The sequence below is a fragment of the Enterobacter sp. ECC-249 genome, assembly GCF_043965265.1.
In the GTDB taxonomy this organism is placed as follows: domain Bacteria; phylum Pseudomonadota; class Gammaproteobacteria; order Enterobacterales; family Enterobacteriaceae; genus Enterobacter; species Enterobacter quasiroggenkampii.
Genome location: NZ_CP143660.1, coordinates 4,323,668 through 4,345,723, shown reverse-complemented (window position 1 = coordinate 4,345,723; position 22,056 = coordinate 4,323,668). Strand labels below are relative to the sequence as shown.

The following is a 22,056-nucleotide window of genomic DNA, read 5'->3' as shown; positions in this document are numbered from 1 at the left end:
TGGGGTGAGGGCATCAGGCTGCACGCCTGTTTCACCACTCCCATAACTTCGATGGCGTCACCACCGCCGGCAACGGCACATCCCATTTTTCTACCGGCAACGCCTCCACGCCCTGGCAATCATGCGCATAGCCCACCGGCTGTAACCCATACTGCTGCCAGTTTTGCAGCGTTCGGTCGTAAAAACCACCGCCCATTCCCAGGCGCTGTCCCTGTTCATCAAACGCGACCAGCGGCGTAATCAGCACATCCAGCTGTGACAGCGGGAGCACATCGCGCACGTCGAGTTTCGGTTCAGTGATTTTCAGACGATTCACCACCAGCTCGCTGTGCGGGTGATAGTGCAAAAACAGCAGATTGCCTTCGCTGAACGGGTGAAGCACCGGCAGGTATACCTTCTTCCCGGCGCGCCAGAGTTGTTCTATCAGCGGCTGGGTGTCCAGTTCGCCGTCAAACGATAGAAACAGCGCAACGGTATGCGCCATCACGACAGGGGGATACGCCATCATACGGGCGGCGGCCTGCTGGGCAAAATGCGCTTGCTGAACGGAGGTTAACGCACGGCGGCGTTGACGAATTAACTGACGGATATCCTGGCGTGAAGCGGAAACTTCAGGGAATTGAGTCATGGTAGTCGGTAGAAGAAAAGAGTGGGAATCTCCGAGATGCCGCCGCAGGCTGTAACCCTTGAACCCTTGGTTCAAGGTGAATGTGTCGTCATAGTTTTAAGGCTTCTCGGACGGACCGAGCATGCTCACCAACCATGGAGCGCCACATTCTTGTGGTATGAAATATCGGCTCAGGGGACTGGCCCGCTTGCGAACATCTCAGAGAAATTTTGTCTTCACAGTTACTCTACCATAGTCAACTGAGAAGTGTTATTCAAACTTAGGTCCCGGTCTTTCGGGATTGCGACCTTGATCAAGCAATGCCTGTTCTATAGTCTGCTGGAGCATTTTAATGCGCTGCTCCATGCTTGCCGCGTAGTCGCGGGTCTTCGCTTTTTCCTGAGTCAGTTCATAGCTGATGTTCAACGCGGCGATGAAAACCAGCTGCTCAGTATTTGTGACTCTAGTGCGTTCTTTTAGATCTTGCAACCGCTGATTCAAATCGTCCGCAGCCTGATTCAAAGCATCCCTTTGTTCAGGCGGACAATTCACTCGCAGTGAACGGCCAAAAATCTGGAGATCGACGGGTTGTGCAGACATGCCACCTTCCTGCTGATTGACTGCGCTGCCTTCGCCTGATGCCCCGGGGGCTGCGAAGGGGCGACACTATAGCTACCCTGATGTGAAGATACAAGCCCTTTTCTGGTATCACCAGGGTCCAAAGTGGTAGCATATCATGAAACTTCCCCCCAATGATGACGAATGCGCATGTCTATACAGAACGAAATGCCTGGTTACAAGGATTTAAACCAGTTACTGAACCAGCAGGGAGTCGGTTTAACCCCTGCCGAAATGCACGGTCTGATCAGTGGCATGCTGTGCGGCGGAAACAGCGACAGCTCATGGCAGCCGCTGATCCACGACCTCACGAATGAAGGGCTGGCGTTTGGTCACGAGCTGGCGGAAGCGCTGCGTAAAATGCACGCCGCCATCAGTGATTCGCTGGAAGACGATGGCTTCCTTTTTCAGCTTTATCTGCCTGAAGGCGACGACATCAGCGTGTTCGATCGCGCCGATGCGCTGGCGGGGTGGGTAAACCACTATCTGCTGGGTCTGGGCGTCACGCAGCCTAAACTGGATAAAGTGACCGGCGAAGCGGGTGAAGCGATCGACGACCTGCGCAACATTGCCCAGCTTGGCTACGATGAAGACGAAGACCAGGAAGAGCTGGAAATGTCTCTCGAAGAGATCATCGAGTACGTGCGCGTGGCGGCACTGCTGTGCCACGACAACTTTACGCGCTCACAGCCGACCGCACCGGAAGTTCGTAAGCCAACCTTACATTAAAAAAATAACGCACAGGAGGGTGTCATGGTTATCTCGAGTCAAGAGTATTCGCGCCGCCGTCAGGCGCTGCTGGCAAAAATGCAGCCGGGCAGCGCCGCGCTGATTTTTGCCGCGCCCGAAGTGACGCGCAGCGCCGACAGCGAATATCCCTATCGCCAGAGCAGCGACTTCTGGTACTTCACTGGCTTTAACGAGCCGGAAGCGGTGCTGGTGTTGATTAAGAGCGATGACACCCACAACCACAGCGTGATTTTCAACCGCGTACGAGACTTAACCGCTGAAATCTGGTTTGGCCGCCGCTTAGGGCAGGAGGCCGCACCGGAAAAGCTGGGCGTTGACCGTGCGCTGGCGTTTAGCGAAATCAACCAGCAGCTCTATCAGCTGCTTAACGGCCTTGACGTGCTCTATCACGCGCAGGGCGAATATGCTTACGCCGATGAGATTGTCTTCACCGCGCTGGATAAGCTGCGCAAAGGCTCGCGGCAGAACCTGTCCGCACCGGCCACGCTGACGGACTGGCGTCCAGTGGTGCATGAGATGCGCCTGTTCAAGTCTGAAGAAGAGCTGAACGTGATGCGCCGCGCGGGCGAAATCAGCGCGCTGGCGCACACTCGCGCGATGGAGAAATGCCGTCCCGGGATGTTCGAATACCAGCTGGAAGGCGAAATTCACCACGAATTTAACCGCCACGGCGCGCGTTATCCCTCTTACAACACCATCGTTGGCGGCGGGGAAAACGGCTGCATTCTGCACTACACCGAAAACGAAAGCGCGCTGCGCGACGGCGATCTGGTGCTGATTGACGCCGGTTGCGAATATCAGGGCTACGCGGGGGACATCACCCGTACCTTCCCGGTGAACGGTAAATTCTCGCCAGCACAGCGCGCGATTTATGACATTGTTCTCGAATCCCTTGAGACGGCGCTCAGGCTGTATCGTCCGGGTACCTCCATCCAGGAAGTGACCGGCGAAGTGGTGCGTATCATGATTACCGGTCTGGTCAGGCTTGGTATCCTGAAAGGGGACGTAGATACCCTGATTGCTGAAAATGCGCATCGACCTTATTTTATGCACGGCCTGAGCCACTGGCTGGGGCTGGACGTGCATGACGTTGGCGCATACGGCACCGACCGTTCGCGCGTGCTGGAGCCGGGCATGGTGTTAACCGTGGAGCCAGGTTTGTATATCGCTCCGGATGCAGACGTGCCTGAAGAGTACCGCGGGATTGGCATTCGTATTGAAGACGACATCGTGATTACCGAGACCGGTAACGAAAACCTGACCGCCAGCGTTGTGAAAAACGCTGACGATATCGAGGCGCTGATGGCAGCGGCGCGCGCATGAGCGTGATTATCGTTGGCGGCGGCATGACCGGGGCCACGCTGGCGCTGGCCATTTCGCATTTGACGCAGGGGCAGCTTCCGGTGCACCTGGTGGAAGCCGTTGCGCCAGAGGCGTCCAACCACCCCGGTTTTGATGCCCGCGCCATTGCGCTGGCGCAGGGCACCTGCCAGCAGCTTTCCCGCATTGGCATCTGGCAGGCCATTGCTGACCGCGCCACGGCAATTAAAACCGTTCACGTCAGCGATCGCGGCCATGCGGGGTTTGTCACCCTGGACGCGCAGGATTACCGAATTGATGCCCTGGGTCAGGTCGTTGAGCTGCACGACGTCGGATTACGTCTGTTCCGCCTGCTCCAGGACGCGCCGGGCGTCACGCTGCATTGCCCCGCGCGCGTGGCCAGCGTGAGCCGAAGTGAAGCGTCGGTCAGCGTGACGCTGGAAAACGGCACCGTCCTTGAAGGCCAGCTTCTGGTCGCCGCGGACGGTTCGCGCTCGTCGCTCGGCGCCCAGTGCGGCGTGGAGTGGCGCCAGCAGCCTTACGGCCAGGTGGCGGTCATTGCGAACGTCGCTACCGCAGCTGACCACAGCGGCAGGGCGTTTGAGCGCTTTACGCAGCATGGCCCGCTGGCGATGTTGCCGATGTCGGACGGGCGCTGTTCCCTGGTGTGGTGTCATCCGCAGGATAAGGCTGAAGAGGTGAAGGCCTGGTCCGACGAACGTTTTTGTACCGAGCTGCAAAAAGCCTTTGGCTGGCGGCTGGGGCGTATTACCCATGCCGGCAAGCGGACGGTCTATCCGCTTTCGCTCACCACGGCATCTCAGTCCATCTCCCATCGTCTGGCGCTTGTCGGTAATGCCGCGCAGACGCTGCATCCCATCGCGGGGCAAGGCTTTAACCTTGGCTTACGCGACGTCATGAGCCTGGCCGAATCACTGGCGCAGGCGTGGAGCGAGCAAAAAGACTGCGGGGCGTATTCGGTGCTGAGTCATTACCAGAAGCGCCGTCAGGCGGATAAAGAGGCCACCATCGGTGTGACCGATGGCCTGGTCCATCTCTTTGCCAATCGCTGGGCACCGCTGGTTGCGGGCCGCAACCTCGGGCTGATGGCGATGGAACTATTCATTCCGGCACGTGACGTGCTGGCGCAGCGGACCCTGGGTTGGGTCGCGCGTTAAGGAGTTATCACCGTGCAAAATGTTGATGTCGCCATCGTTGGCGGCGGAATGGTCGGACTGGCATTGGCCTGTGGTTTACAGGGCAGCGGCCTGCGCGTGGCGGTGCTGGAGCAAAAACAGCCCCAGCCCGTTGCCCCGGATGCGCCGCCGGAACTCCGCGTATCGGCCATTAATGCGGCCAGCGAAAAGCTGCTGACGCACCTTGGCGTCTGGTCAGATATTGTGGCGAACCGCGCCAGCTGCTATCACGGCATGGAAGTGTGGGATAAAGACAGCTTTGGTCATATTGCTTTTGATGATGAAAGCATGGGCTACAGCCATCTGGGTCACATCGTTGAAAACGCGGTGATCCACCACGCTCTGTGGCAGAAAGCACTGCAGTGCAGCGACGTGACCCTGATTGCGCCTGCGCAGATCCAGCAGGTGGCATGGGGCGAAAACGAGGCGTTTATCACCCTGCAGAGCGGCGATATGCTGACCGCGCGTCTGGTTGTCGGTGCTGACGGTGCCAACTCCTGGCTGCGTAATAAAGCCGATATCCCGCTGACCTTCTGGGACTATCGCCATCACGCTCTGGTCGCGACGATCCGCACCGAAGAGCCACACGGCGGCGTGGCGCGCCAGATTTTCCACAACGACGGCATACTGGCGTTCCTGCCGCTTGCCGATCCGCACCTGTGCTCGATTGTCTGGTCCCTGGTGCCGGAGAAAGCCCGGCAGATGCATGAGGCAACGCCAGACGCCTTTAACCAGGCGCTGTGCGTGGCGTTTGATAACCGCCTTGGCCTGTGCACGCTTGAAAGCGAGCGTCAGGTATTCCCGTTAACCGGCCGCTACGCGCGTCAGTTTGCGGCGCACCGTCTGGCGCTGGTGGGGGATGCGGCGCATACCATTCATCCGCTGGCCGGGCAGGGCGTTAACCTTGGCTTTATGGACGCGGCGGAGCTGGTTGAGGAGCTGCGTCGCCTGCATCGCGAAGGGAAAGACATCGGTCAGCATCTCTATCTGCGTCGCTACGAGCGCAGCCGCAAGCACAGCGCGGCGATGATGCTGGCTGGCATGCAGGGCTTCCGCGAGCTGTTTGCCGGGGCGAACCCGGCGAAAAAACTGCTGCGCGATATCGGCCTCAAGCTTGCTGACACCCTTCCGGGCGTTAAGCCCCAGCTCCTCCGTCAGGCGATGGGTCTTAACGACCTGCCGGACTGGCTACGTTAAAATACACGTCATCCTTCAAGCTGCCTCTGCGTTGGCCGCGTCTGCTTACCCCAGTCACTTACTTATGTAAGCTCCTGGGGACTCTCAGACTTGCCGCCTTGATGCAACTTGAATGATTTTGTGTATTGACCCCTGTCACACTTTCTTTTCCCGGCCTCTGCGCCGGGGAAATTCCCTCGTTTGAAATATTCTAATTTCACGTCATTTTTCGCATTAGATAATCTAATGTCGCGTTTTTCTCGTTACGGAAATTCGGCCCGATTTTCCGCACGAAATATCACCATGTGCTAAATCCTGTTAGATCATTGTTAATTTTGTGCGGGGTTAATCGCATTTTTCCAGTGAATAACTCTGTAGGCTTTTTAGCGTTTTTTGGTCATAAGCTAATGTGATGACCCATTTTGCCTTATGGTTAACCGCCGGTTTCGGTGGTAAGTTCAGGTAAAAGAGAACGTTTGCGTCGGTGCCCGAACGCGGGGCCGATACCGGGTTTCACGGTGAATTTTTCAACGAGGACAAGATGGCTCAACAGACTCCTTTGTACGAACAACACGTGTTATGCGGCGCCCGCATGGTGGACTTCCACGGCTGGATGATGCCGCTGCACTACGGCTCGCAGATTGATGAGCACCACGCGGTGCGCACCGATGCCGGTATGTTCGACGTGTCCCACATGACGATTGTCGATCTGCGCGGTAGCCGCACCCGGGAGTTTTTGCGTTATCTGCTGGCAAACGACGTCGCCAAACTGAAGACGCCGGGTAAAGCGCTCTATACCGGCATGCTGAATGCCTCGGGCGGCGTGATTGATGACCTTATCGTCTATTACTTCACTGAAGATTTCTTCCGCCTCGTTGTAAACTCCGCCACCCGCGAAAAAGACCTCTCCTGGATCACCCAACACGCCGAACCTTATGCCATCGACATCACCGTCCGTGACGATCTGTCGCTGATCGCCGTGCAGGGGCCGAACGCGCAGGCGAAAGCCGCCTCTCTGTTTAACGACGAGCAGCGCAACGCCACCGCTGGCATGAAGCCGTTCTTCGGCGTGCAGGCGGGCGATCTGTTTATCGCCACCACCGGCTACACCGGTGAAGCGGGCTACGAAATTGCGATGCCGAACGAGAAGGCCGCTGATTTCTGGCGTGCGCTGGTGGAAGCGGGCGTGAAGCCTGCGGGTCTGGGCGCGCGCGATACGCTGCGTCTGGAAGCGGGGATGAACCTTTACGGTCAGGAGATGGATGAAGGCGTCTCTCCGCTGGCCGCCAACATGGGCTGGACCATCGCGTGGGAACCGGCTGACCGTGACTTTATTGGCCGTGAAGCGCTGGAGATGCAGCGCGAGAAGGGCACTGAACAGCTGGTGGGCCTGGTGATGACCGAGAAGGGCGTACTGCGCGGCGAACTGCCGGTGCGCTTTACCGATGCTGACGGCAATCCTCGCGAAGGCGTGATCACCAGCGGTACCTTCTCCCCGACGCTGGGCTACAGTATTGCACTGGCACGCGTGCCGGCGGGGATTGGCGAAACGGCGGTGGTGCAAATCCGCAACCGCGAAATGCCGGTCAACGTAACCAAACCGATTTTTGTTCGCGCCGGTAAGCCGGTCGCCTAATCATTTTTATCAGGAGAACTTCAATGAGCAATGTGCCAGCAGAACTGAAATACAGCAAAGAACACGAGTGGCTGCGCAAAGAGGCGGACGGCACTTACACCGTAGGGATCACCGAGCACGCGCAAGAGCTGCTGGGCGACATGGTGTTTGTTGACCTGCCTGACGTGGGTACGACCGTTAGCGCGGGCGACGACTGCGCCGTGGCGGAGTCCGTAAAAGCGGCATCCGATATCTACGCGCCGGTAAGCGGTGAGATTGTGGCCGTTAACGACGCGCTGAGCGATTCGCCAGAGCTGGTTAACAGCGAGCCTTATGAAGGCGGCTGGATCTTCAAGATCAAAGCCAGCGACGAATCCCAGGTTGCCGCGCTGCTGGATGCGACCGCGTACGAAGCACTGTTAGAAGACGAGTAAGCCATTACCCTCTCCCCTTTGGGGAGAGGGTAGGGTGAGGGGAACAGACGACACCTTCACCCCAGCCCTCTCCCTAAATGAGAGGGAGAAAACACATTCACTGCACGTTTCAGGAACCATCGCTCATGACACAGACTTTAAGCCAGCTTGAAAACCGTGGCGCCTTCATTGAACGTCACATTGGGCCGGATGCTCAGCAACAGCAGGAGATGCTGAAGACGGTTGGCGCGGATTCATTAAACGCACTGATCGGCCAGATTGTGCCAAAAGACATCCAGCTTGCCACGCCGCCTCAGGTGGGGGAAGCCACTACGGAATTCGCCGCGCTGGCGGAGCTGAAGGCTATTGCCGGCCTCAACAAGCGCTATAAGTCTTACATTGGCATGGGCTACACCAACGTGCAGCTGCCGCCGGTTATCCTGCGCAACATGCTGGAAAACCCGGGCTGGTACACCGCTTACACCCCATATCAGCCAGAAGTTTCCCAGGGCCGTCTGGAAGCGCTGCTGAACTTCCAGCAGGTGACGCTGGATCTGACCGGCATGGATATCGCCTCTGCTTCTCTGCTGGATGAAGCGACCGCCGCCGCTGAAGCGATGGCGATGGCAAAACGCGTGAGCAAGCTGAAAAATGCCAACCGCTTCTTCGTCGCGGCGGACGTGCATCCTCAGACGCTGGACGTGGTGCGCACCCGTGCGGAAACCTTCGGCTTTGACGTGATCGTCGACGACGCTGACAAAGTGCTGGATCATCAGGACGTCTTCGGCGTGCTGCTGCAGCAGGTGGGCACCACCGGTGAAGTTCACGACTACGGCGCGCTGATTGCCGAGCTGAAATCCCGCAAAGTGGTTGTCAGCGTTGCCGCCGATTTTATGGCGCTGGTGCTGCTGACGGCGCCGGGTAAACAGGGCGCAGATATCGTATTCGGCTCCGCACAACGCTTCGGCGTACCGATGGGCTACGGCGGCCCGCACGCGGCGTTCTTCGGCGCGAAAGATGAATTCAAACGCTCCATGCCTGGCCGTATTATCGGCGTCTCCAAAGATGCTGCCGGTAACACTGCGCTGCGCATGGCGATGCAAACTCGCGAGCAGCATATCCGCCGCGAGAAAGCGAACTCCAACATCTGTACCTCACAGGTGCTGCTGGCTAACATCGCCAGCCTGTACGCCGTGTTCCACGGTCCGGCTGGCCTGAAACGCATTGCCAGCCGCATTCACCGCCTGGCCGATATCCTGGCCTGCGGCCTGCAGCAGAAAGGTCTTAAGCTGCGCCACGCTCACTACTTCGACACCCTGTGCGTGGACGTGGCGGACAAAGCCGCCGTGCTGGCCCGCGCGGACGCGGCAAAGATCAACCTGCGCAGCGACATCCACAACGCCGTCGGCATTACGCTGGATGAAAGCACCACCCGTGACGATATCCTGAACCTGTTCAGCGTGCTGCTGGGTGACGCGCACGGTCTGGACATTGATGCGCTCGACAAAGAAGTTGCGCTCGACAGCCGCTCCATTCAGGACAGCATGCTGCGTAACGACGCCATCCTGACGCACCCGGTCTTTAATCGCTACCACAGCGAGACCGAGATGATGCGTTATATGCACTCTCTGGAGCGCAAGGATCTGGCGCTGAACCAGGCGATGATCCCGCTGGGCTCCTGCACCATGAAGCTGAACGCCGCGGCAGAGATGATCCCGATCACCTGGCCTGAATTCTCCGAGCTGCACCCGTTCTGCCCGCCGGAGCAGGCGGAAGGTTATCACGTGATGATTAACCAGCTTTCAGACTGGCTGGTGAAGCTGACCGGTTACGACGCGCTCTGCATGCAGCCGAACTCCGGCGCGCAGGGTGAATACGCGGGCCTGCTGGCAATCCGTCACTATCACGAGAGCCGCAACGAAGGCCATCGCGATATCTGCCTGATCCCAAGCTCCGCCCACGGCACCAACCCGGCCTCTGCCCAGATGGCCGGCATGGAAGTGGTAGTGGTGGCGTGCGATAAGAACGGCAACATCGATCTGGCCGACCTGCGTGCGAAAGCCGAGCAGGCGGGCGACAAGCTATCCTGCATCATGGTGACCTATCCGTCTACCCACGGCGTGTACGAAGAAACCATCCGTGAAGTGTGTGAAGTGGTGCACCAGTTTGGCGGTCAGGTTTACCTCGACGGCGCAAACATGAACGCTCAGGTGGGCATTACCTCCCCGGGCTTTATCGGCGCGGACGTATCGCACCTCAACCTGCACAAAACCTTCTGCATTCCGCACGGCGGTGGCGGCCCGGGCATGGGGCCAATTGGCGTGAAAGCGCACCTGGCGCCGTTTGTGCCGGGCCACAGCGTGGTGCAGATTGAAGGCATGCTGACCCGTCAGGGCGCGGTCTCTGCGGCACCGTTCGGCAGCGCCTCTATCCTGCCAATCAGCTGGATGTATATCCGCATGATGGGCGCGGAAGGGCTGAAGCAGGCAAGCCAGGTGGCCATTCTGAACGCAAACTATATTGCGACGCGCCTGAAGTCTGCCTTCCCGGTGCTCTATACCGGCCGCGATGGACGCGTGGCGCACGAGTGCATTCTCGATATTCGTCCGCTGAAAGAGCAGACCGGCATTAGCGAGCTGGATATTGCCAAGCGCCTGATCGACTACGGCTTCCACGCGCCTACCATGTCGTTCCCGGTTGCGGGCACGCTGATGGTGGAGCCAACGGAGTCTGAAAGCAAAGCCGAGCTGGACCGCTTTATCGACGCGATGCTGGCCATCCGCATGGAGATCGATCGCGTGCAGGACGGCGAGTGGACGCTGGAAGATAACCCGCTGGTCAACGCCCCGCACACCCAGCACGAAATGGTAGCAGAGTGGAACCACGGTTATTCCCGCGAGCTGGCGGTCTTCCCGGCAGGCGTGGCGAACAAATACTGGCCGACCGTGAAGCGTCTCGATGACGTCTACGGCGACCGTAACCTGTTCTGCTCCTGCGTGCCGATGAGCGAATACCAGTAATATTGCTGATGTAGTAACGTAGGCCGGGTAAGGCGAAGCCGCCACCCGGCTTTTTTATTGGGAGAAACGAATGGCAATTGCACTGGTCACCGGCGCCAGCCGCGGAATCGGGAAAGCCACCGCGCTGCAGCTGGCTCGCGAAGGCTACACCGTGGCGGTGAACTATCATCACAACATTAAGGCCGCAACGGACGTGATCAATCAGATCGTTGAGGCGGGCGGGAAAGCCTTTGCCGTACGTGCAGACATCAGCGATGAAGCTCAGGTGCTGGCGATGTTTAACAGCCTCGATCGCGAAGGCGAGCCGCTGACCGCGCTGGTCAATAATGCGGGGATTCTGTTTGAGCAATCCACCATCGAGAATCTCTCCGCCGAGCGCATTAACCGCGTCCTGGCGACCAACGTTACGGGCTACTTCCTCTGCTGCCGGGAAGCGGTAAAACGCATGTCCTTCAAACATGGTGGCAAGGGTGGGGCGATAGTGAATGTCTCTTCCGCGGCGTCGCGCCTGGGCGCGCCGGGTGAATATGTGGATTATGCCGCGTCCAAGGGGGCGGTGGATTCGCTAACAACCGGGCTGTCGCTGGAGGTGGCGGCGCAGGGCATTCGCGTTAACTGTGTCCGTCCGGGTCTGATCTATACCGATATCCATGCTTCCGGCGGAGAGCCGGGGCGAGTGGATCGCGTAAAATCGTTACTGCCGATGCAGCGCGGCGGCCAGCCGGAAGAGGTCGCCCAGGCGATTGTCTGGCTGCTGAGCGAGAAAGCGTCGTACGTGACGGGCAGTTTTATAGAGCTGGCGGGCGGGAAATAAGCCGGGTGGCGGCTTCGCCTTACCCGGCCTACGATTCGTGTAGGCCCAGTAAGCGTAGCGCCACCGGGCAAAAATTACAGCACCTCGCCGTTGCTGGCAATCACGCCTTTATACCACTCGAAGCTCTTCTTACGGGAACGCGACATGTCGCCCGTGCCGTCGTCGTGCTTGTTCACGTAGATAAAGCCATAGCGCTTACTGTACTGGCCGGTGGTGAACGACACGCAGTCGATACAGCCCCATGGCGTATAGCCCATCAGATCTACGCCATCGTGGGTGACGGCTTTGATCATCTCTTCCACGTGGGCACGAAGGTAGTCGATACGATAGTCATCGTTGATGCTGCCGTCTTCTTCCACCTTGTCGTAGGCGCCGAAGCCGTTTTCCACGATAAACAGCGGCTTCTGGTAACGCTCGTACAGTTCGCACAGGGAATAGCGCAGGCCTACCGGGTCAATCTGCCAGCCCCAGTCGGAGGCCTTCACGTGCGGATTCGGCACGCTGCCTTCGAAACCGGAGATCGCATCGCCGGTACCGCCTTCCGCCTTCACCGCGTTGGTCATGTAGTAGCTGAAGCCCAGGTAGTCGCAGGTGCCTTCACGCAAAATCTGCTCATCGCCTGCTTCCATTTTGATGGAGAAGCCGCGGCGTTCCCACTCGTTCAGCACGTAGGACGGGTAGTAACCGCGCAGCTGGACGTCGGTAAAGACGTAGCGCTCGCGCATCGATTCCTGGGCGAACATCACGTCTTCCGGTTTACAGGAGAACGGATAGAGGGCCACCATCGCCAGCATGCAGCCGACTTTCATCTCCGGGTTGATGCGGCGCGCGGCTTTCACCGCCAGGGCGCTGGCCACAAACTGGTGGTGCAGGACCTGGTACATGGTCTCTTCCGGATTGCCATGTTCGGTATAGACCACGCCCGAGCAGCAGTAGCCGAACAGCGGCGCGCGCCAGTTGCGCTGGTTGTTGATTTCGTTGAAGGTCATCCAGTATTTGACCTTGTTTTTGTAGCGCTCAAAAACCACTTCCGCGAAGCGCACAAAGAAATCGACCACTTTACGGTTGGTCCAGCTACCGTACTCCTGCACCAGGTGCAGCGGCATTTCGAAGTGGGAGAGGGTGATCACCGGTTCGATGTTGTATTTCAGCAGCTCATCGAACATATCGTCGTAAAACTTCAGCCCTTCTTCGTTTGGCTGCGCTTCGTCACCTTTCGGGAAGATGCGCGTCCAGGCGATAGAGGTGCGGAAACACTTGAAGCCCATCTCGGCAAACAGCTTGATGTCTTCTTTATAGTGGCCGTGGAAGTCGATGGCCTCGTGGTTTGGGTAGTATTTACCCGGCACTACTTCCTGGGTGATTTCGCGCGGCACGCCGTGCGCGCCGCCGGTCAATACGTCACAAATGCTTGGCCCTTTGCCGCCTTTGTTCCAGCCGCCTTCAACCTGGTGAGCGGCAACCGCGCCGCCCCATAAAAAATCTTTTGGTAAGGTCAGTTTTTTCATCGCTGCTATTCTCAATAAATGGCTTATTGGCATCGAGTCTAGCAAAGCGAAATTAAATGTCACGATATAACAATTCACAGTAAATGTGATTTGTTACATCAAAAAAACAGGATGTTTTATTCTGTGAGTTTCTTCGCCAGTTTACGCCCGAGAGATTCCAGAATATAAATGACGGGAATTTGCGTGGTGATGTCGTAGACGCCTGCAATACGCGTCTGAGGAACGTGCCAGGAGAGATTAAAGTCCGCTAATTTTGCGAGTCGCGAGTGCTCGTGGCTGGTAATGGAGAGCACCTTGCAGTGATGCAGGCTGAACTGGCTGGCGAAGCGCAGGATCTCCTCTGTCTCTCCCGAGACGGAGAGCACGATCGCCAGCGCATTTTTCGCCATATCATTGGTGACCGGAAAATAAGGGTCGTCAATATGGTTACTAAATTTCCCGATATTAGAAAAGAAACGTGCGCCATATTTTGCCAGCGAACCTGATGTCCCGGCACCGACAAATATAATGCGTTCCGACGATAAAATAATATCGACCGCATTATCTAATAACGCGTCGAACTCTTCATTGTTCACGCTTTTAAAAAAGCTGATAATTTCGCTGGCGCCGAAGTTCGCCTGCTGGGGCTCGTTCTGTTCAAGATAAAGCTTAAATCGCACGCGGAATTCTGAATACCCTTCGCAGTTAAGCTTGCGGCAAAAGCGCAGGATAGTGGTGGTTGAGACGTCTGCCGCATCCGCCAACTCGCGGATGGTCATGTACATGACTTTGTCACGATTTTTTATGACATAGTTGTAGACCATCATCTCCAGGTTGTTGAGACTGGCAATGGCGGAGTGGGTGAACATACTCACAATGGCATAACTCTCATTCTGACCTCATCGTCATATCATAACATGCACCCAGAGGGCAGGATCCATTTTTATGCTCTTGATTCATAATGATTAAATTTTTATGTGAACAATTGTTAGGTGAAAGATTTCTTTATATCTATGATTTTTAGGTATTAATTTTGAAATGAAATTATTTTAGCTAACAGGTGTTCACTGGAATCATTCTCAGTTAGCATAGTTATGCGATGAATAATCATCTTTTGTTTTCCCGGAGTTTTGTATGGTGAGCAGACCATTAATCGCACAGGGATATTCGCTGGCTGAGGAAGTGGCCAACAGCATCAGCCACGGCATTGGCCTGGTGTTTGGGATTGTCGGTTTAGTGTTATTGCTGGTGCAGGCGGTGGACGCCAATGCCAGCGCGATGGCTATTACCAGCTACAGCCTGTATGGCGGGAGTATGATCCTGCTGTTCCTGGCATCGACGCTGTATCACGCGATCCCGCATCAGCGGGCCAAGACGTGGCTCAAGAAATTTGACCACTGCGCTATCTATCTTCTTATTGCAGGCACCTACACGCCGTTTCTGCTGGTGGGGCTCAACTCACCGCTGTCTCGTGGCCTGATGATTGTTATCTGGAGCCTGGCCCTGCTGGGGATCCTGTTTAAGCTGACCATTGCGCACCGGTTTAAGGTTCTGTCACTGGTCACCTATCTGACTATGGGCTGGCTGTCGCTGATTGTGGTGTATCAACTGGCGGTCAAACTGTCGGTAGGGGGCGTGACGCTTTTGGCCCTGGGCGGCGTGGTGTACTCGCTCGGCGTGATTTTCTACGTCTGCAAGCGCATCCCTTACAACCATGCCATCTGGCATGGCTTTGTGCTGGGCGGCAGCGTGTGCCACTTTTTGGCGATTTATTTGTACGTGGGGCAGGCGTAGTTTTTCCACCGCGCGGGCGGTTGCCTTCACCCCGGCCCTCTCCCACAGGGAGAGGGAAGACACCAAAACAGTAGGCCCGGTAAGCGCAGCGCCACCGGGCGATACAGCATTACTCTTCCAGTGAATACGGCAGCGGCTCGATGCTCAACGTATTCGCATCGTCACGCACGCGGAACACGCTGTCGGCTTCCATGTCGTTGTTCATGACGGCCTGTACCAAAAGGCGTCCATCATCCAGCTGTACGGCAGCTAACACGGTGCCGGTGCGGCGCCAGTTATCACCCATCTTCAGCTCTAAATCTTCACCCGCCTCAGGTACGCGGCTGGCATGGCCCGCCAGCGTCCACAGCGCTCGTTTGTTTGCCCCGCGGAATTTCGCTCGTGCGACCATCTCCTGACCGGTGTAGCAGCCTTTTTTAAAGCTGATGCCGCCCAGCGCCTGCAGGTTCGTTGCCTGAGGAATAAACTGCGCGCTGTTAGCGGCGTCAATCACCGGCAGACCCGCTTCGATGTTCAGCGCCAGCCACTGCTGACTGTTGTTGAGCTGCGCTTCGCCGCGCAGCGCTTCGGTCACGCGTTCGGCCGTTGCCGCATCCGTGACTAACAGGAAACGCTCCGCCGGGTGTTCAAACCACAGGATGGAGGTTGCTCCTTCGCTGACCACCTGCTTTTCTGCATCCGGCAGTTCGCTGAAGAGATTTTTCAGCGCCGCACGCGCCTGGAACCCGGCTACCCCCAGCAGGACATGTTCGTCGTCCGGGGCGATAGTGACTTTGGAAAAGACCGCGTACTTTTTCAGCTCCTTGAGCTGGGCCTCTTGCAGGCTGCGGCGCTCAATAAAGGCGAAGCCGTCCTGACGGCGGAAGAGGCGCAGGTTGCTCCACATTTTGCCTTTTGGGTCGCAATGCGCGGCCAGCAGGTGCTGGTGTTCGGTCATCTGGCTGACGTCGGCGGTCACCTGGCCCTGCAGATATTTTTCGGCGTCGGCACCGGTGAGCGTTGCCAGCGCCCAGTCATCAAGAGAAATAAGCGTCAGCGGCAGACGCGCAGAGGCGGCGGGCTGGCGAGGAGAAAATGGTGTAAATGCCATAACGATATCCTGAATTGCTTAACGCTTTGATAATGCCTAATGGTAAAAGAGCCTGCAGGCAATGCAAGCGCTTTCAACAGACCATTTGTGCCCTAAACCGGTTATGCGTAGCGCTACGCAAAATAATGTAATCCTCTGTCTTTGTAGGGATTATTCTGGAAGCCTGCTCGGCGATCGCAATATTCCAGTAATGAAACGGTCAAAAACACGTTACACTAGCTGGTGTCCCCGTAGAGAAATAAAGAACACTGAACGGGGTACCGACTGTGCCAAACGTAATGCAGGAAACTGAACATGGATATTAAAAACAAGGCCCGTATTCACTGGGCGTGCCGTCGCGGCATGCGTGAACTTGATATTTCCATCATGCCTTTCTTCGAATATGAGTATGACAGCTTAAGCGATGATGATAAGCGTCTGTTTGTTCGCCTGCTTGAGTCTGACGATCCGGATTTATTCAACTGGCTGATGAACCACGGCAAACCCGCCGACACCGAGTTGCAACGGATGGTGCAATTAATTCAAACACGGAATCGGGAACGTGGTCCTGTGGCAATCTGATCTTCGCGTCTCGTGGCGCTCGCAGTGGATGTCTTTGTTGCTCCACGGCCTGGTTGCGGCCTTTGTGTTACTGATGCCGTGGCCGCTGAGCTATACGCCGCTGTGGCTGCTGTTACTCTCGTTTGTCGTGTTTGACAGCGTACGCAGCCAGCGTCGCATTAATGCCCGCCAGGGAGAGATTAAATTACTGATGGATTCCCGCCTGCGCTGGCAGGGTAAAGAGTGGGATATTCTCGGTATGCCCTGGATGCTCAACTGCGGCATGATGTTACGGTTACGCAAGGTGGACGGCGGGCGTTGCCAGCATCTGTGGCTGGCGGCTGACAGTATGGATGCTGCCGAGTGGCGAGACCTGCGCCGGATGCTGTTGCAACAGACGACGCAGGGGTAGCGCGCGTTAGCTAAATTTTTCAGCCATTTCGCCCAGAATCTGCTCGCACCAGCTTTGCAGGCGTTCATCGCTGAGATCGTACTGGTTGGTTTCATCCAGCGCGAGCCCAACAAACAGCTCGCCGTCGGCAATAATCGGCTTTTTACTGGTGAACTCGTAACCTTCGGTTGGCCAGTAGCCGATGAACGACACCCCTTTCGGCGCCAGCTTGTCATGCAGCATGCCGAGCGCGTCCAGGAACCACTCCCCGTAACCCAGCTGATCCCCCATGCCGTACATGGCGATGATTTTGCCGTCGAGGTTGACTGAATCGAGTTGATCCCAGATGGCTTCCCAGTCTTCCTGTATCTCACCAAAATCCCAGGTCGGGATGCCGAGGATCAGTACATCGTACTGTTCCATCAGCGCGACCGGGTCATCTTTCAGGTTATGCAACGTCACCAGTTCCGGGCCAATGATGTCGCGAATTTTCTCTGCCGCCATTTCGGTGTAGCAGGTGCTGGAACCGTAGAACAGACCAATATTCATCGCGTAACTATCTCAATTCTTGCTTTCACTATGCGCGTAGTGTACCAGAAACCGGTCGCAATCAGGCATAATGGCCTGACTGCAGAATCAAAGGGGCTGATGTGGAAAAGGATCTCGCACTGATCGAACAGTTTCTCGACGCGCTGTGGCTGGAGAAAAATCTGGCCGAGAATACCCTCAGCGCCTACCGTCGCGATCTCACCATGCTGGTGGAATGGCTTGCGCACCGGGGGTTATCCCTTGCGAGCGCGCAACGTGACGATCTGCAGGCGCTGCTTGGGGAACGTATCGCGGGGGGCTACAAAGCCACCAGTTCCGCTCGTTTGCTCAGCGCCATGCGTCGGCTGTTCCAGCACCTCTACCGTGAGAAGATTCGCGAAGACGATCCCAGCGCGCTGCTGGCATCTCCTAAGCTTCCGCAGCGGCTGCCGAAAGATCTCAGCGAAGCACAAGTTGAGAGATTATTACAGTCACCGGCTGTTGACCTGCCGCTGGAGTTACGCGATAAAGCCATGCTTGAGCTATTGTATGCTACCGGCCTGCGCGTTTCGGAACTGGTTGGCCTGACGATGAGCGACATCAGCCTGCGTCAGGGTGTGGTGCGCGTCATCGGTAAAGGAAACAAGGAAAGGCTGGTTCCGCTGGGTGAAGAGGCGGTTTACTGGCTGGAAACGTATCTGGAGCATGGTCGCCCGTGGCTGCTCAATGGTACGTCTATCGACGTCCTGTTTCCTAGCCAGCGCGCCCAGCAGATGACGCGGCAAACGTTCTGGCATCGCATCAAGCATTACGCCACACTGGCCGGTATCGACAGTGAAAAGCTTTCGCCGCACGTATTGCGTCACGCCTTCGCGACGCATCTGTTAAACCACGGCGCAGATTTACGCGTGGTGCAGATGCTGCTGGGCCACAGCGATCTTTCCACGACGCAAATTTACACCCATGTCGCGACGGAACGCCTGCGGCAGCTACACCAACAGCACCACCCTCGTGCGTGAGTGCCGACGAATTGTAATAGGATCACATATGAAAAAGACTTTCGCGCTGTTCACCCTGCTGGCAGCCTCCTTTGCCGGTTTCGCCCATGCGGACGATGCCGCTATCAAACAGTCGCTGGCTAAGCTTGGCGTCACCGGCAGCGATATTCAGCCTGCACCGGTTGCCGGCATGAAAACGGTGCTGACCAACAGCGGCGTGCTGTACGTCACCGAAGACGGCAAACACATTATTCAGGGACCAATGTACGACGTGAGCGGCGCGCAGCCGGTTAACGTGACCAATCAGCTGCTGATGAAAAACCTGAACGCGCTCGAAAAAGAGATGATCGTCTATAAGGCGGCGCAGGAAAAACACGTCATTACCGTCTTCACCGACATCACCTGCGGCTACTGCCACAAGCTGCATGAAGAGATGAAAGACTACAACGCGCTGGGCATTACCGTGCGCTACCTGGCCTTCCCGCGCGCGGGCGTGCAGAGCCAGCCGGAGCAGGACATGAAGGCTATCTGGTGTGCGAATGACCGCAACAAAGCGTTTGACGACGCGATGAACGGCAAAGGCGTTAAGCCAGCCTCCTGCGACATTGATATTGCTAACCACTACGCGCTGGGCGTGCAGTTTGGCGTGAGCGGTACGCCAGCGATTGTTCTGAGCAACGGGTATGTTGTTCCGGGCTATCAGGGTCCAAAAGAGATGAAAGAGTTTCTCGACGCGCACCAGAAACAGTTTGGTGGTAAATAATCCGCGTGAAAGCCCCGATAAAATTGCGCCGCCGCGAGGCGGTTGAACACGTTGATTTGCCGGACGATCTCCCGGCGCTGCTTAAGCGTCTCTACGCCAGCCGAGGCGTGCGTAGCGCTGAGGATCTTGAACGCAGCGTGAAAGGGATGCTGCCCTGGCAGCGGTTGAGCGGTATCGAAAAAGCCGCTGAGATGCTCTACCACGCCCTGCGTGAAGGCACGCGCATAGTGGTGGTAGGTGATTTCGACGCCGACGGCGCAACCAGCACCGCGCTGAGCGTGCTCAGCCTGCGCGCGCTGGGCTGCGATAACGTCACGTATCTGGTGCCGAACCGTTTTGAAGACGGCTACGGACTCAGCCCGGAAGTGGTCGATCAGGCCCACGCCCGCGGTGCGCAGATGATCATGACCGTCGATAACGGGATCTCTTCCCATGCGGGGGTCGATCATGCCCATGCGTTGGGGATCCCTGTGCTGGTTACCGATCACCACCTGCCGGGCGAAACGCTGCCGGATGCGGAAGCGATTATTAACCCTAACCTGCGCGACTGCGATTTCCCATCGAAATCCCTCGCAGGCGTGGGCGTGGCGTTTTATCTGATGCTGGCGTTGCGTACCCTGCTGCGCGACAAGGGCTGGTTCGAATCCCGCGGCATTGCCGTACCGAACCTTGCCGAATATCTCGATCTGGTGGCGCTGGGCACCGTCGCGGACGTGGTGCCGCTCGATACCAACAACCGTATTTTGACCTGGCAGGGCTTAAGCCGCATTCGGGCAGGCAAGTGCCGTCCGGGGATCAAGGCGCTGCTGGAAATCGCCAACCGCGACCCGCTCAAGCTGGCGGCAAGCGATTTGGGCTTCGCCCTTGGGCCGCGCCTGAACGCGGCCGGAAGGCTGGACGATATGTCCGTTGGCGTGGCGCTGCTGCTGTGCGACAACATCGGTGAAGCGCGCGTGCTGGCCAACGAGCTGGACGCCCTGAACCAGACTCGTAAAGAGATTGAGCAGGGGATGCAGGCCGAAGCGCTGACCCTGTGCGAAAAGCTTGAACGCAGCGGCGATACGCTGCCGGGCGGCCTGGCGATGTACCATCCCGAGTGGCATCAGGGCGTGGTCGGCATTCTGGCGTCGCGCATTAAAGAGCGCTTCCACCGCCCGGTGATCGCGTTCGCACCCGCGGGCGACGGCACGCTGAAAGGATCTGGCCGCTCGATTCAGGGTCTGCACATGCGCGACGCGCTGGAGCGTCTCGATACGCTGTATCCGGGCCTGATGATCAAGTTCGGCGGCCATGCGATGGCGGCTGGCCTGTCGCTGGAAGAGGCGAAGTTCGACGAGTTTCAGCGCCTGTTTGGCGAGCTTGTCACCGACTGGATTGACCCGGCCCTGCTGCAGGGAGAAGTGGTGTCCGATGGCGAACTCTCACCGCTTGAAATGACGATGGACGTGGCGCAAATGCTCCGTGATGCCGGCCCGTGGGGACAGATGTTCCCGGAACCGCTGTTCGACGGTCGTTTCCGTCTGCTTCAGCAACGCATCGTCGGCGAACGTCATCTGAAGGTGATGGTTGAACCGGTCGGCGGCGGCCCGCTGCTGGACGGCATTGCCTTTAACGTTGACACGGCGGTATGGCCGGACAACGGCGTGCGCGAGGTCGAGCTGGCTTACAAACTGGACATCAACGAGTTTCGCGGTAACCGCACCCTTCAGATCATCATCGACAATATCTGGACAATTTAGCGGCAGTAATCTCTATAAAAAAGGGCGTGGATTCGGTACAATCCCGCTCTTATCACCGCATTTTGACAAGTCCATAAAAGAAAACAGACCATGTTTGAAATTAATCCGGTAAAAAACCGTATTCAGGACCTCACGGAGCGCTCTGACGTTCTTAGGGGGTATCTTTGACTACGATGCCAAGAAAGAGCGTCTTGAAGAAGTAAACGCCGAGCTGGAACAGCCGGACGTCTGGAACGAACCTGAACGCGCACAGGCGCTGGGTAAAGAGCGTTCCTCTCTCGAAGCTATCGTAGATACGCTGGATCAAATGGCCCAGGGGCTGGAAGATGTTTCCGGTTTGCTGGAGCTGGCCGTCGAAGCCGACGACGAAGAAACCTTTAACGAAGCCGTGGCAGAACTCGACGTGCTGGAAGAGAAGCTGGCGCAGCTGGAATTCCGTCGCATGTTCTCCGGCGAATACGACAGCGCTGACTGCTATCTCGATATTCAGGCTGGTTCTGGCGGCACCGAAGCGCAGGACTGGGCCAGCATGCTGACGCGTATGTACCTGCGTTGGGCAGAAGCGCGCGGTTTCAAAACCGAAATTATCGAAGAGTCTGAAGGTGAAGTCGCGGGTCTGAAATCCGTCACCATTAAGATCATCGGTGATTACGCCTACGGCTGGCTGCGTACCGAAACCGGCGTTCACCGCCTGGTGCGTAAGAGTCCGTTTGACTCCGGCGGTCGTCGTCATACCTCCTTCAGCTCCGCGTTCGTTTACCCGGAAGTTGACGAAGATATCGATATCGAAATTAACCCGGCGGACCTGCGTATCGACGTTTATCGCGCATCCGGCGCGGGCGGTCAGCACGTTAACCGTACGGAATCGGCGGTGCGTATTACCCACATTCCAACCGGGCTGGTAACACAGTGCCAGAACGACCGTTCCCAGCATAAGAACAAAGACCAGGCCATGAAGCAGATGAAAGCGAAGCTTTATGAGCTGGAGATGCAGAAGAAAAATGCTGAGAAACAGGCGATGGAAGACAACAAGTCCGACATCGGTTGGGGCAGCCAGATCCGTTCTTACGTCCTTGATGACTCCCGCATCAAAGACCTGCGTACCGGGGTTGAAACCCGCAACACGCAGGCGGTGCTGGACGGCAGCCTGGACCAATTTATCGAAGCAAGTTTGAAAGCAGGGTTATGAGGAACCAA

At 57.2% G+C, this 22,056-nt stretch carries 21 protein-coding genes and 1 other RNA gene; 15 read left to right on the top strand and 7 right to left on the bottom strand.

What is annotated here, in order from left to right; genetic code table 11:
* Positions 1-31: 31 nt before the first annotated feature.
* The 3 genes from V1587_RS20625 to zapA form a co-directional block, all read right to left on the bottom strand.
* Complete coding sequence (locus V1587_RS20625) at positions 32-628, bottom strand: 5-formyltetrahydrofolate cyclo-ligase (protein ID WP_371897849.1); 597 nt, start codon at positions 626-628, stop codon at positions 32-34.
* A 24-nt stretch (positions 629-652) separates the two neighbouring features.
* Positions 653-836: non-coding RNA, 6S RNA (gene ssrS / locus V1587_RS20620), on the bottom strand.
* Between the two features lie 41 nt (positions 837-877).
* Positions 878-1,207 (bottom strand): cell division protein ZapA, encoded by a 330-nt coding sequence (gene zapA / locus V1587_RS20615; RefSeq protein ID WP_006811891.1) that lies wholly within the window; start codon positions 1,205-1,207, stop codon positions 878-880.
* A 168-nt stretch (positions 1,208-1,375) separates the two neighbouring features.
* Between zapA and V1587_RS20610 the strand changes: the two genes are divergently transcribed.
* The 8 genes from V1587_RS20610 (at position 1,376) to V1587_RS20575 (ending at position 11,529) form a co-directional block, all read left to right on the top strand.
* Positions 1,376-1,954 carry a YecA family protein gene (locus V1587_RS20610; protein ID WP_371897850.1) on the top strand — a complete coding sequence of 193 codons (579 nt, stop codon included), beginning with the start codon at positions 1,376-1,378 and terminating at the stop codon, positions 1,952-1,954.
* 30 nt (positions 1,955-1,984) lie between these two features.
* Complete coding sequence (gene pepP, locus V1587_RS20605; RefSeq protein ID WP_371898020.1) at positions 1,985-3,298, top strand: Xaa-Pro aminopeptidase; 1,314 nt, start codon at positions 1,985-1,987, stop codon at positions 3,296-3,298.
* Positions 3,295-4,473, top strand: coding sequence for a 2-octaprenyl-6-methoxyphenyl hydroxylase (gene ubiH, locus V1587_RS20600; RefSeq protein ID WP_371897851.1), 1,179 nt, complete (start codon positions 3,295-3,297; stop codon positions 4,471-4,473). Before pepP ends, ubiH begins: the two co-directional genes overlap by 4 nt.
* Positions 4,474-4,485: 12 nt before the next feature.
* The gene (ubiI, locus tag V1587_RS20595) at positions 4,486-5,688 is read left to right on the top strand and encodes an FAD-dependent 2-octaprenylphenol hydroxylase (RefSeq protein WP_371897852.1); all 1,203 of its coding nucleotides are present in this window, start codon (positions 4,486-4,488) and stop codon (positions 5,686-5,688) included.
* A 520-nt stretch (positions 5,689-6,208) separates the two neighbouring features.
* Positions 6,209-7,303 carry a glycine cleavage system aminomethyltransferase GcvT gene (gene gcvT, locus V1587_RS20590; RefSeq protein WP_045910150.1) on the top strand — a complete coding sequence of 365 codons (1,095 nt, stop codon included), beginning with the start codon at positions 6,209-6,211 and terminating at the stop codon, positions 7,301-7,303.
* Between the two features lie 23 nt (positions 7,304-7,326).
* Entirely contained in the window at positions 7,327-7,716 is a 390-nt protein-coding gene (gene gcvH / locus V1587_RS20585; RefSeq protein WP_008499718.1) for a glycine cleavage system protein GcvH, read from the top strand.
* Between the two features lie 125 nt (positions 7,717-7,841).
* The gene (gcvP, locus tag V1587_RS20580) at positions 7,842-10,715 is read left to right on the top strand and encodes an aminomethyl-transferring glycine dehydrogenase (protein ID WP_371897853.1); all 2,874 of its coding nucleotides are present in this window, start codon (positions 7,842-7,844) and stop codon (positions 10,713-10,715) included.
* 70 nt (positions 10,716-10,785) lie between these two features.
* Entirely contained in the window at positions 10,786-11,529 is a 744-nt protein-coding gene (locus V1587_RS20575) for an SDR family oxidoreductase (RefSeq protein WP_371897854.1), read from the top strand.
* Positions 11,530-11,603: 74 nt separating this feature from the next.
* On the opposite strand, the gene bglA is transcribed toward V1587_RS20575, so the two are convergent.
* Together bglA and V1587_RS20565 are read right to left on the bottom strand one after the other, a co-directional pair.
* On the bottom strand, positions 11,604-13,037 hold the full coding sequence (gene bglA / locus V1587_RS20570) for a 6-phospho-beta-glucosidase BglA (protein ID WP_371897855.1): 1,434 nt from the start codon (positions 13,035-13,037) through the stop codon (positions 11,604-11,606).
* Between the two features lie 116 nt (positions 13,038-13,153).
* On the bottom strand, positions 13,154-13,885 hold the full coding sequence (locus V1587_RS20565; RefSeq protein ID WP_063144934.1) for a MurR/RpiR family transcriptional regulator: 732 nt from the start codon (positions 13,883-13,885) through the stop codon (positions 13,154-13,156).
* Positions 13,886-14,150: 265 nt separating this feature from the next.
* Here V1587_RS20565 and V1587_RS20560 point away from each other — a divergent pair, with 265 nt between their 5' ends.
* Positions 14,151-14,810: a hemolysin III family protein gene (locus tag V1587_RS20560; protein WP_148243533.1), complete on the top strand. Its 660-nt coding sequence runs from the start codon at positions 14,151-14,153 to the stop codon at positions 14,808-14,810.
* Between the two features lie 109 nt (positions 14,811-14,919).
* Here the strand turns inward: V1587_RS20560 and ygfZ are convergent, their stop codons facing one another.
* Positions 14,920-15,900 carry a tRNA-modifying protein YgfZ gene (ygfZ, locus tag V1587_RS20555; protein WP_029739202.1) on the bottom strand — a complete coding sequence of 327 codons (981 nt, stop codon included), beginning with the start codon at positions 15,898-15,900 and terminating at the stop codon, positions 14,920-14,922.
* A gap of 294 nt (positions 15,901-16,194) precedes the next feature.
* Between ygfZ and sdhE the strand changes: the two genes are divergently transcribed.
* The gene (gene sdhE / locus V1587_RS20550; RefSeq protein ID WP_371897856.1) at positions 16,195-16,461 is read left to right on the top strand and encodes an FAD assembly factor SdhE; all 267 of its coding nucleotides are present in this window, start codon (positions 16,195-16,197) and stop codon (positions 16,459-16,461) included.
* The gene (locus V1587_RS20545; protein WP_021242050.1) at positions 16,442-16,852 is read left to right on the top strand and encodes a protein YgfX; all 411 of its coding nucleotides are present in this window, start codon (positions 16,442-16,444) and stop codon (positions 16,850-16,852) included. The genes sdhE and V1587_RS20545 overlap by 20 nt, the downstream gene beginning before the upstream one ends.
* Before the next feature lie 6 nt (positions 16,853-16,858).
* Here the strand turns inward: V1587_RS20545 and fldB are convergent, their stop codons facing one another.
* On the bottom strand, positions 16,859-17,380 hold the full coding sequence (gene fldB, locus V1587_RS20540; protein ID WP_371897857.1) for a flavodoxin FldB: 522 nt from the start codon (positions 17,378-17,380) through the stop codon (positions 16,859-16,861).
* A gap of 101 nt (positions 17,381-17,481) precedes the next feature.
* Between fldB and xerD the strand changes: the two genes are divergently transcribed.
* The 4 genes from xerD (at position 17,482) to prfB (ending at position 22,048) form a co-directional block, all read left to right on the top strand.
* A complete protein-coding gene (xerD, locus tag V1587_RS20535) occupies positions 17,482-18,378 on the top strand; it encodes a site-specific tyrosine recombinase XerD (protein WP_023309098.1) in 897 nt (298 codons plus the stop codon).
* Positions 18,379-18,406: 28 nt separating this feature from the next.
* Entirely contained in the window at positions 18,407-19,120 is a 714-nt protein-coding gene (gene dsbC, locus V1587_RS20530) for a bifunctional protein-disulfide isomerase/oxidoreductase DsbC (protein WP_371897858.1), read from the top strand.
* A 5-nt stretch (positions 19,121-19,125) separates the two neighbouring features.
* A complete protein-coding gene (gene recJ, locus V1587_RS20525; protein WP_395314475.1) occupies positions 19,126-20,859 on the top strand; it encodes a single-stranded-DNA-specific exonuclease RecJ in 1,734 nt (577 codons plus the stop codon).
* Between the two features lie 90 nt (positions 20,860-20,949).
* Positions 20,950-22,048, top strand: a protein-coding gene (prfB, locus tag V1587_RS20520) for a peptide chain release factor 2 (RefSeq protein ID WP_096151315.1) whose coding sequence is annotated in 2 segments (ribosomal slippage) — positions 20,950-21,024 and positions 21,026-22,048 — 1,098 coding nt in all. Because the reading frame shifts where the segments join, the coding sequence is not laid out codon by codon here.
* Positions 22,049-22,056 lie beyond the last annotated feature (8 nt).

What these genes read in the sequence shown, in the direction of transcription:
- V1587_RS20560 (WP_148243533.1), top strand. Translation starts at nt 14,151, where the DNA reads ATGGTGAGCAGACCATTAATCGCACAGGGATATTCGCTGGCTGAGGAA.
- ubiH (WP_371897851.1), top strand. Translation starts at nt 3,295, where the DNA reads ATGAGCGTGATTATCGTTGGCGGCGGCATGACCGGGGCCACGCTGGCG.
- gcvP (WP_371897853.1), top strand. Translation starts at nt 7,842, where the DNA reads ATGACACAGACTTTAAGCCAGCTTGAAAACCGTGGCGCCTTCATTGAA.
- fldB (WP_371897857.1), bottom strand. Translation starts at nt 17,380, where the DNA reads ATGAATATTGGTCTGTTCTACGGTTCCAGCACCTGCTACACCGAAATG.
- zapA (WP_006811891.1), bottom strand. Translation starts at nt 1,207, where the DNA reads ATGTCTGCACAACCCGTCGATCTCCAGATTTTTGGCCGTTCACTGCGA.
- V1587_RS20625 (WP_371897849.1), bottom strand. Translation starts at nt 628, where the DNA reads ATGACTCAATTCCCTGAAGTTTCCGCTTCACGCCAGGATATCCGTCAG.
- V1587_RS20575 (WP_371897854.1), top strand. Translation starts at nt 10,786, where the DNA reads ATGGCAATTGCACTGGTCACCGGCGCCAGCCGCGGAATCGGGAAAGCC.
- dsbC (WP_371897858.1), top strand. Translation starts at nt 18,407, where the DNA reads ATGAAAAAGACTTTCGCGCTGTTCACCCTGCTGGCAGCCTCCTTTGCC.
- gcvH (WP_008499718.1), top strand. Translation starts at nt 7,327, where the DNA reads ATGAGCAATGTGCCAGCAGAACTGAAATACAGCAAAGAACACGAGTGG.
- V1587_RS20565 (WP_063144934.1), bottom strand. Translation starts at nt 13,885, where the DNA reads ATGTTCACCCACTCCGCCATTGCCAGTCTCAACAACCTGGAGATGATG.
- gcvT (WP_045910150.1), top strand. Translation starts at nt 6,209, where the DNA reads ATGGCTCAACAGACTCCTTTGTACGAACAACACGTGTTATGCGGCGCC.
- sdhE (WP_371897856.1), top strand. Translation starts at nt 16,195, where the DNA reads ATGGATATTAAAAACAAGGCCCGTATTCACTGGGCGTGCCGTCGCGGC.
- bglA (WP_371897855.1), bottom strand. Translation starts at nt 13,037, where the DNA reads ATGAAAAAACTGACCTTACCAAAAGATTTTTTATGGGGCGGCGCGGTT.
- ygfZ (WP_029739202.1), bottom strand. Translation starts at nt 15,900, where the DNA reads ATGGCATTTACACCATTTTCTCCTCGCCAGCCCGCCGCCTCTGCGCGT.
- V1587_RS20610 (WP_371897850.1), top strand. Translation starts at nt 1,376, where the DNA reads ATGTCTATACAGAACGAAATGCCTGGTTACAAGGATTTAAACCAGTTA.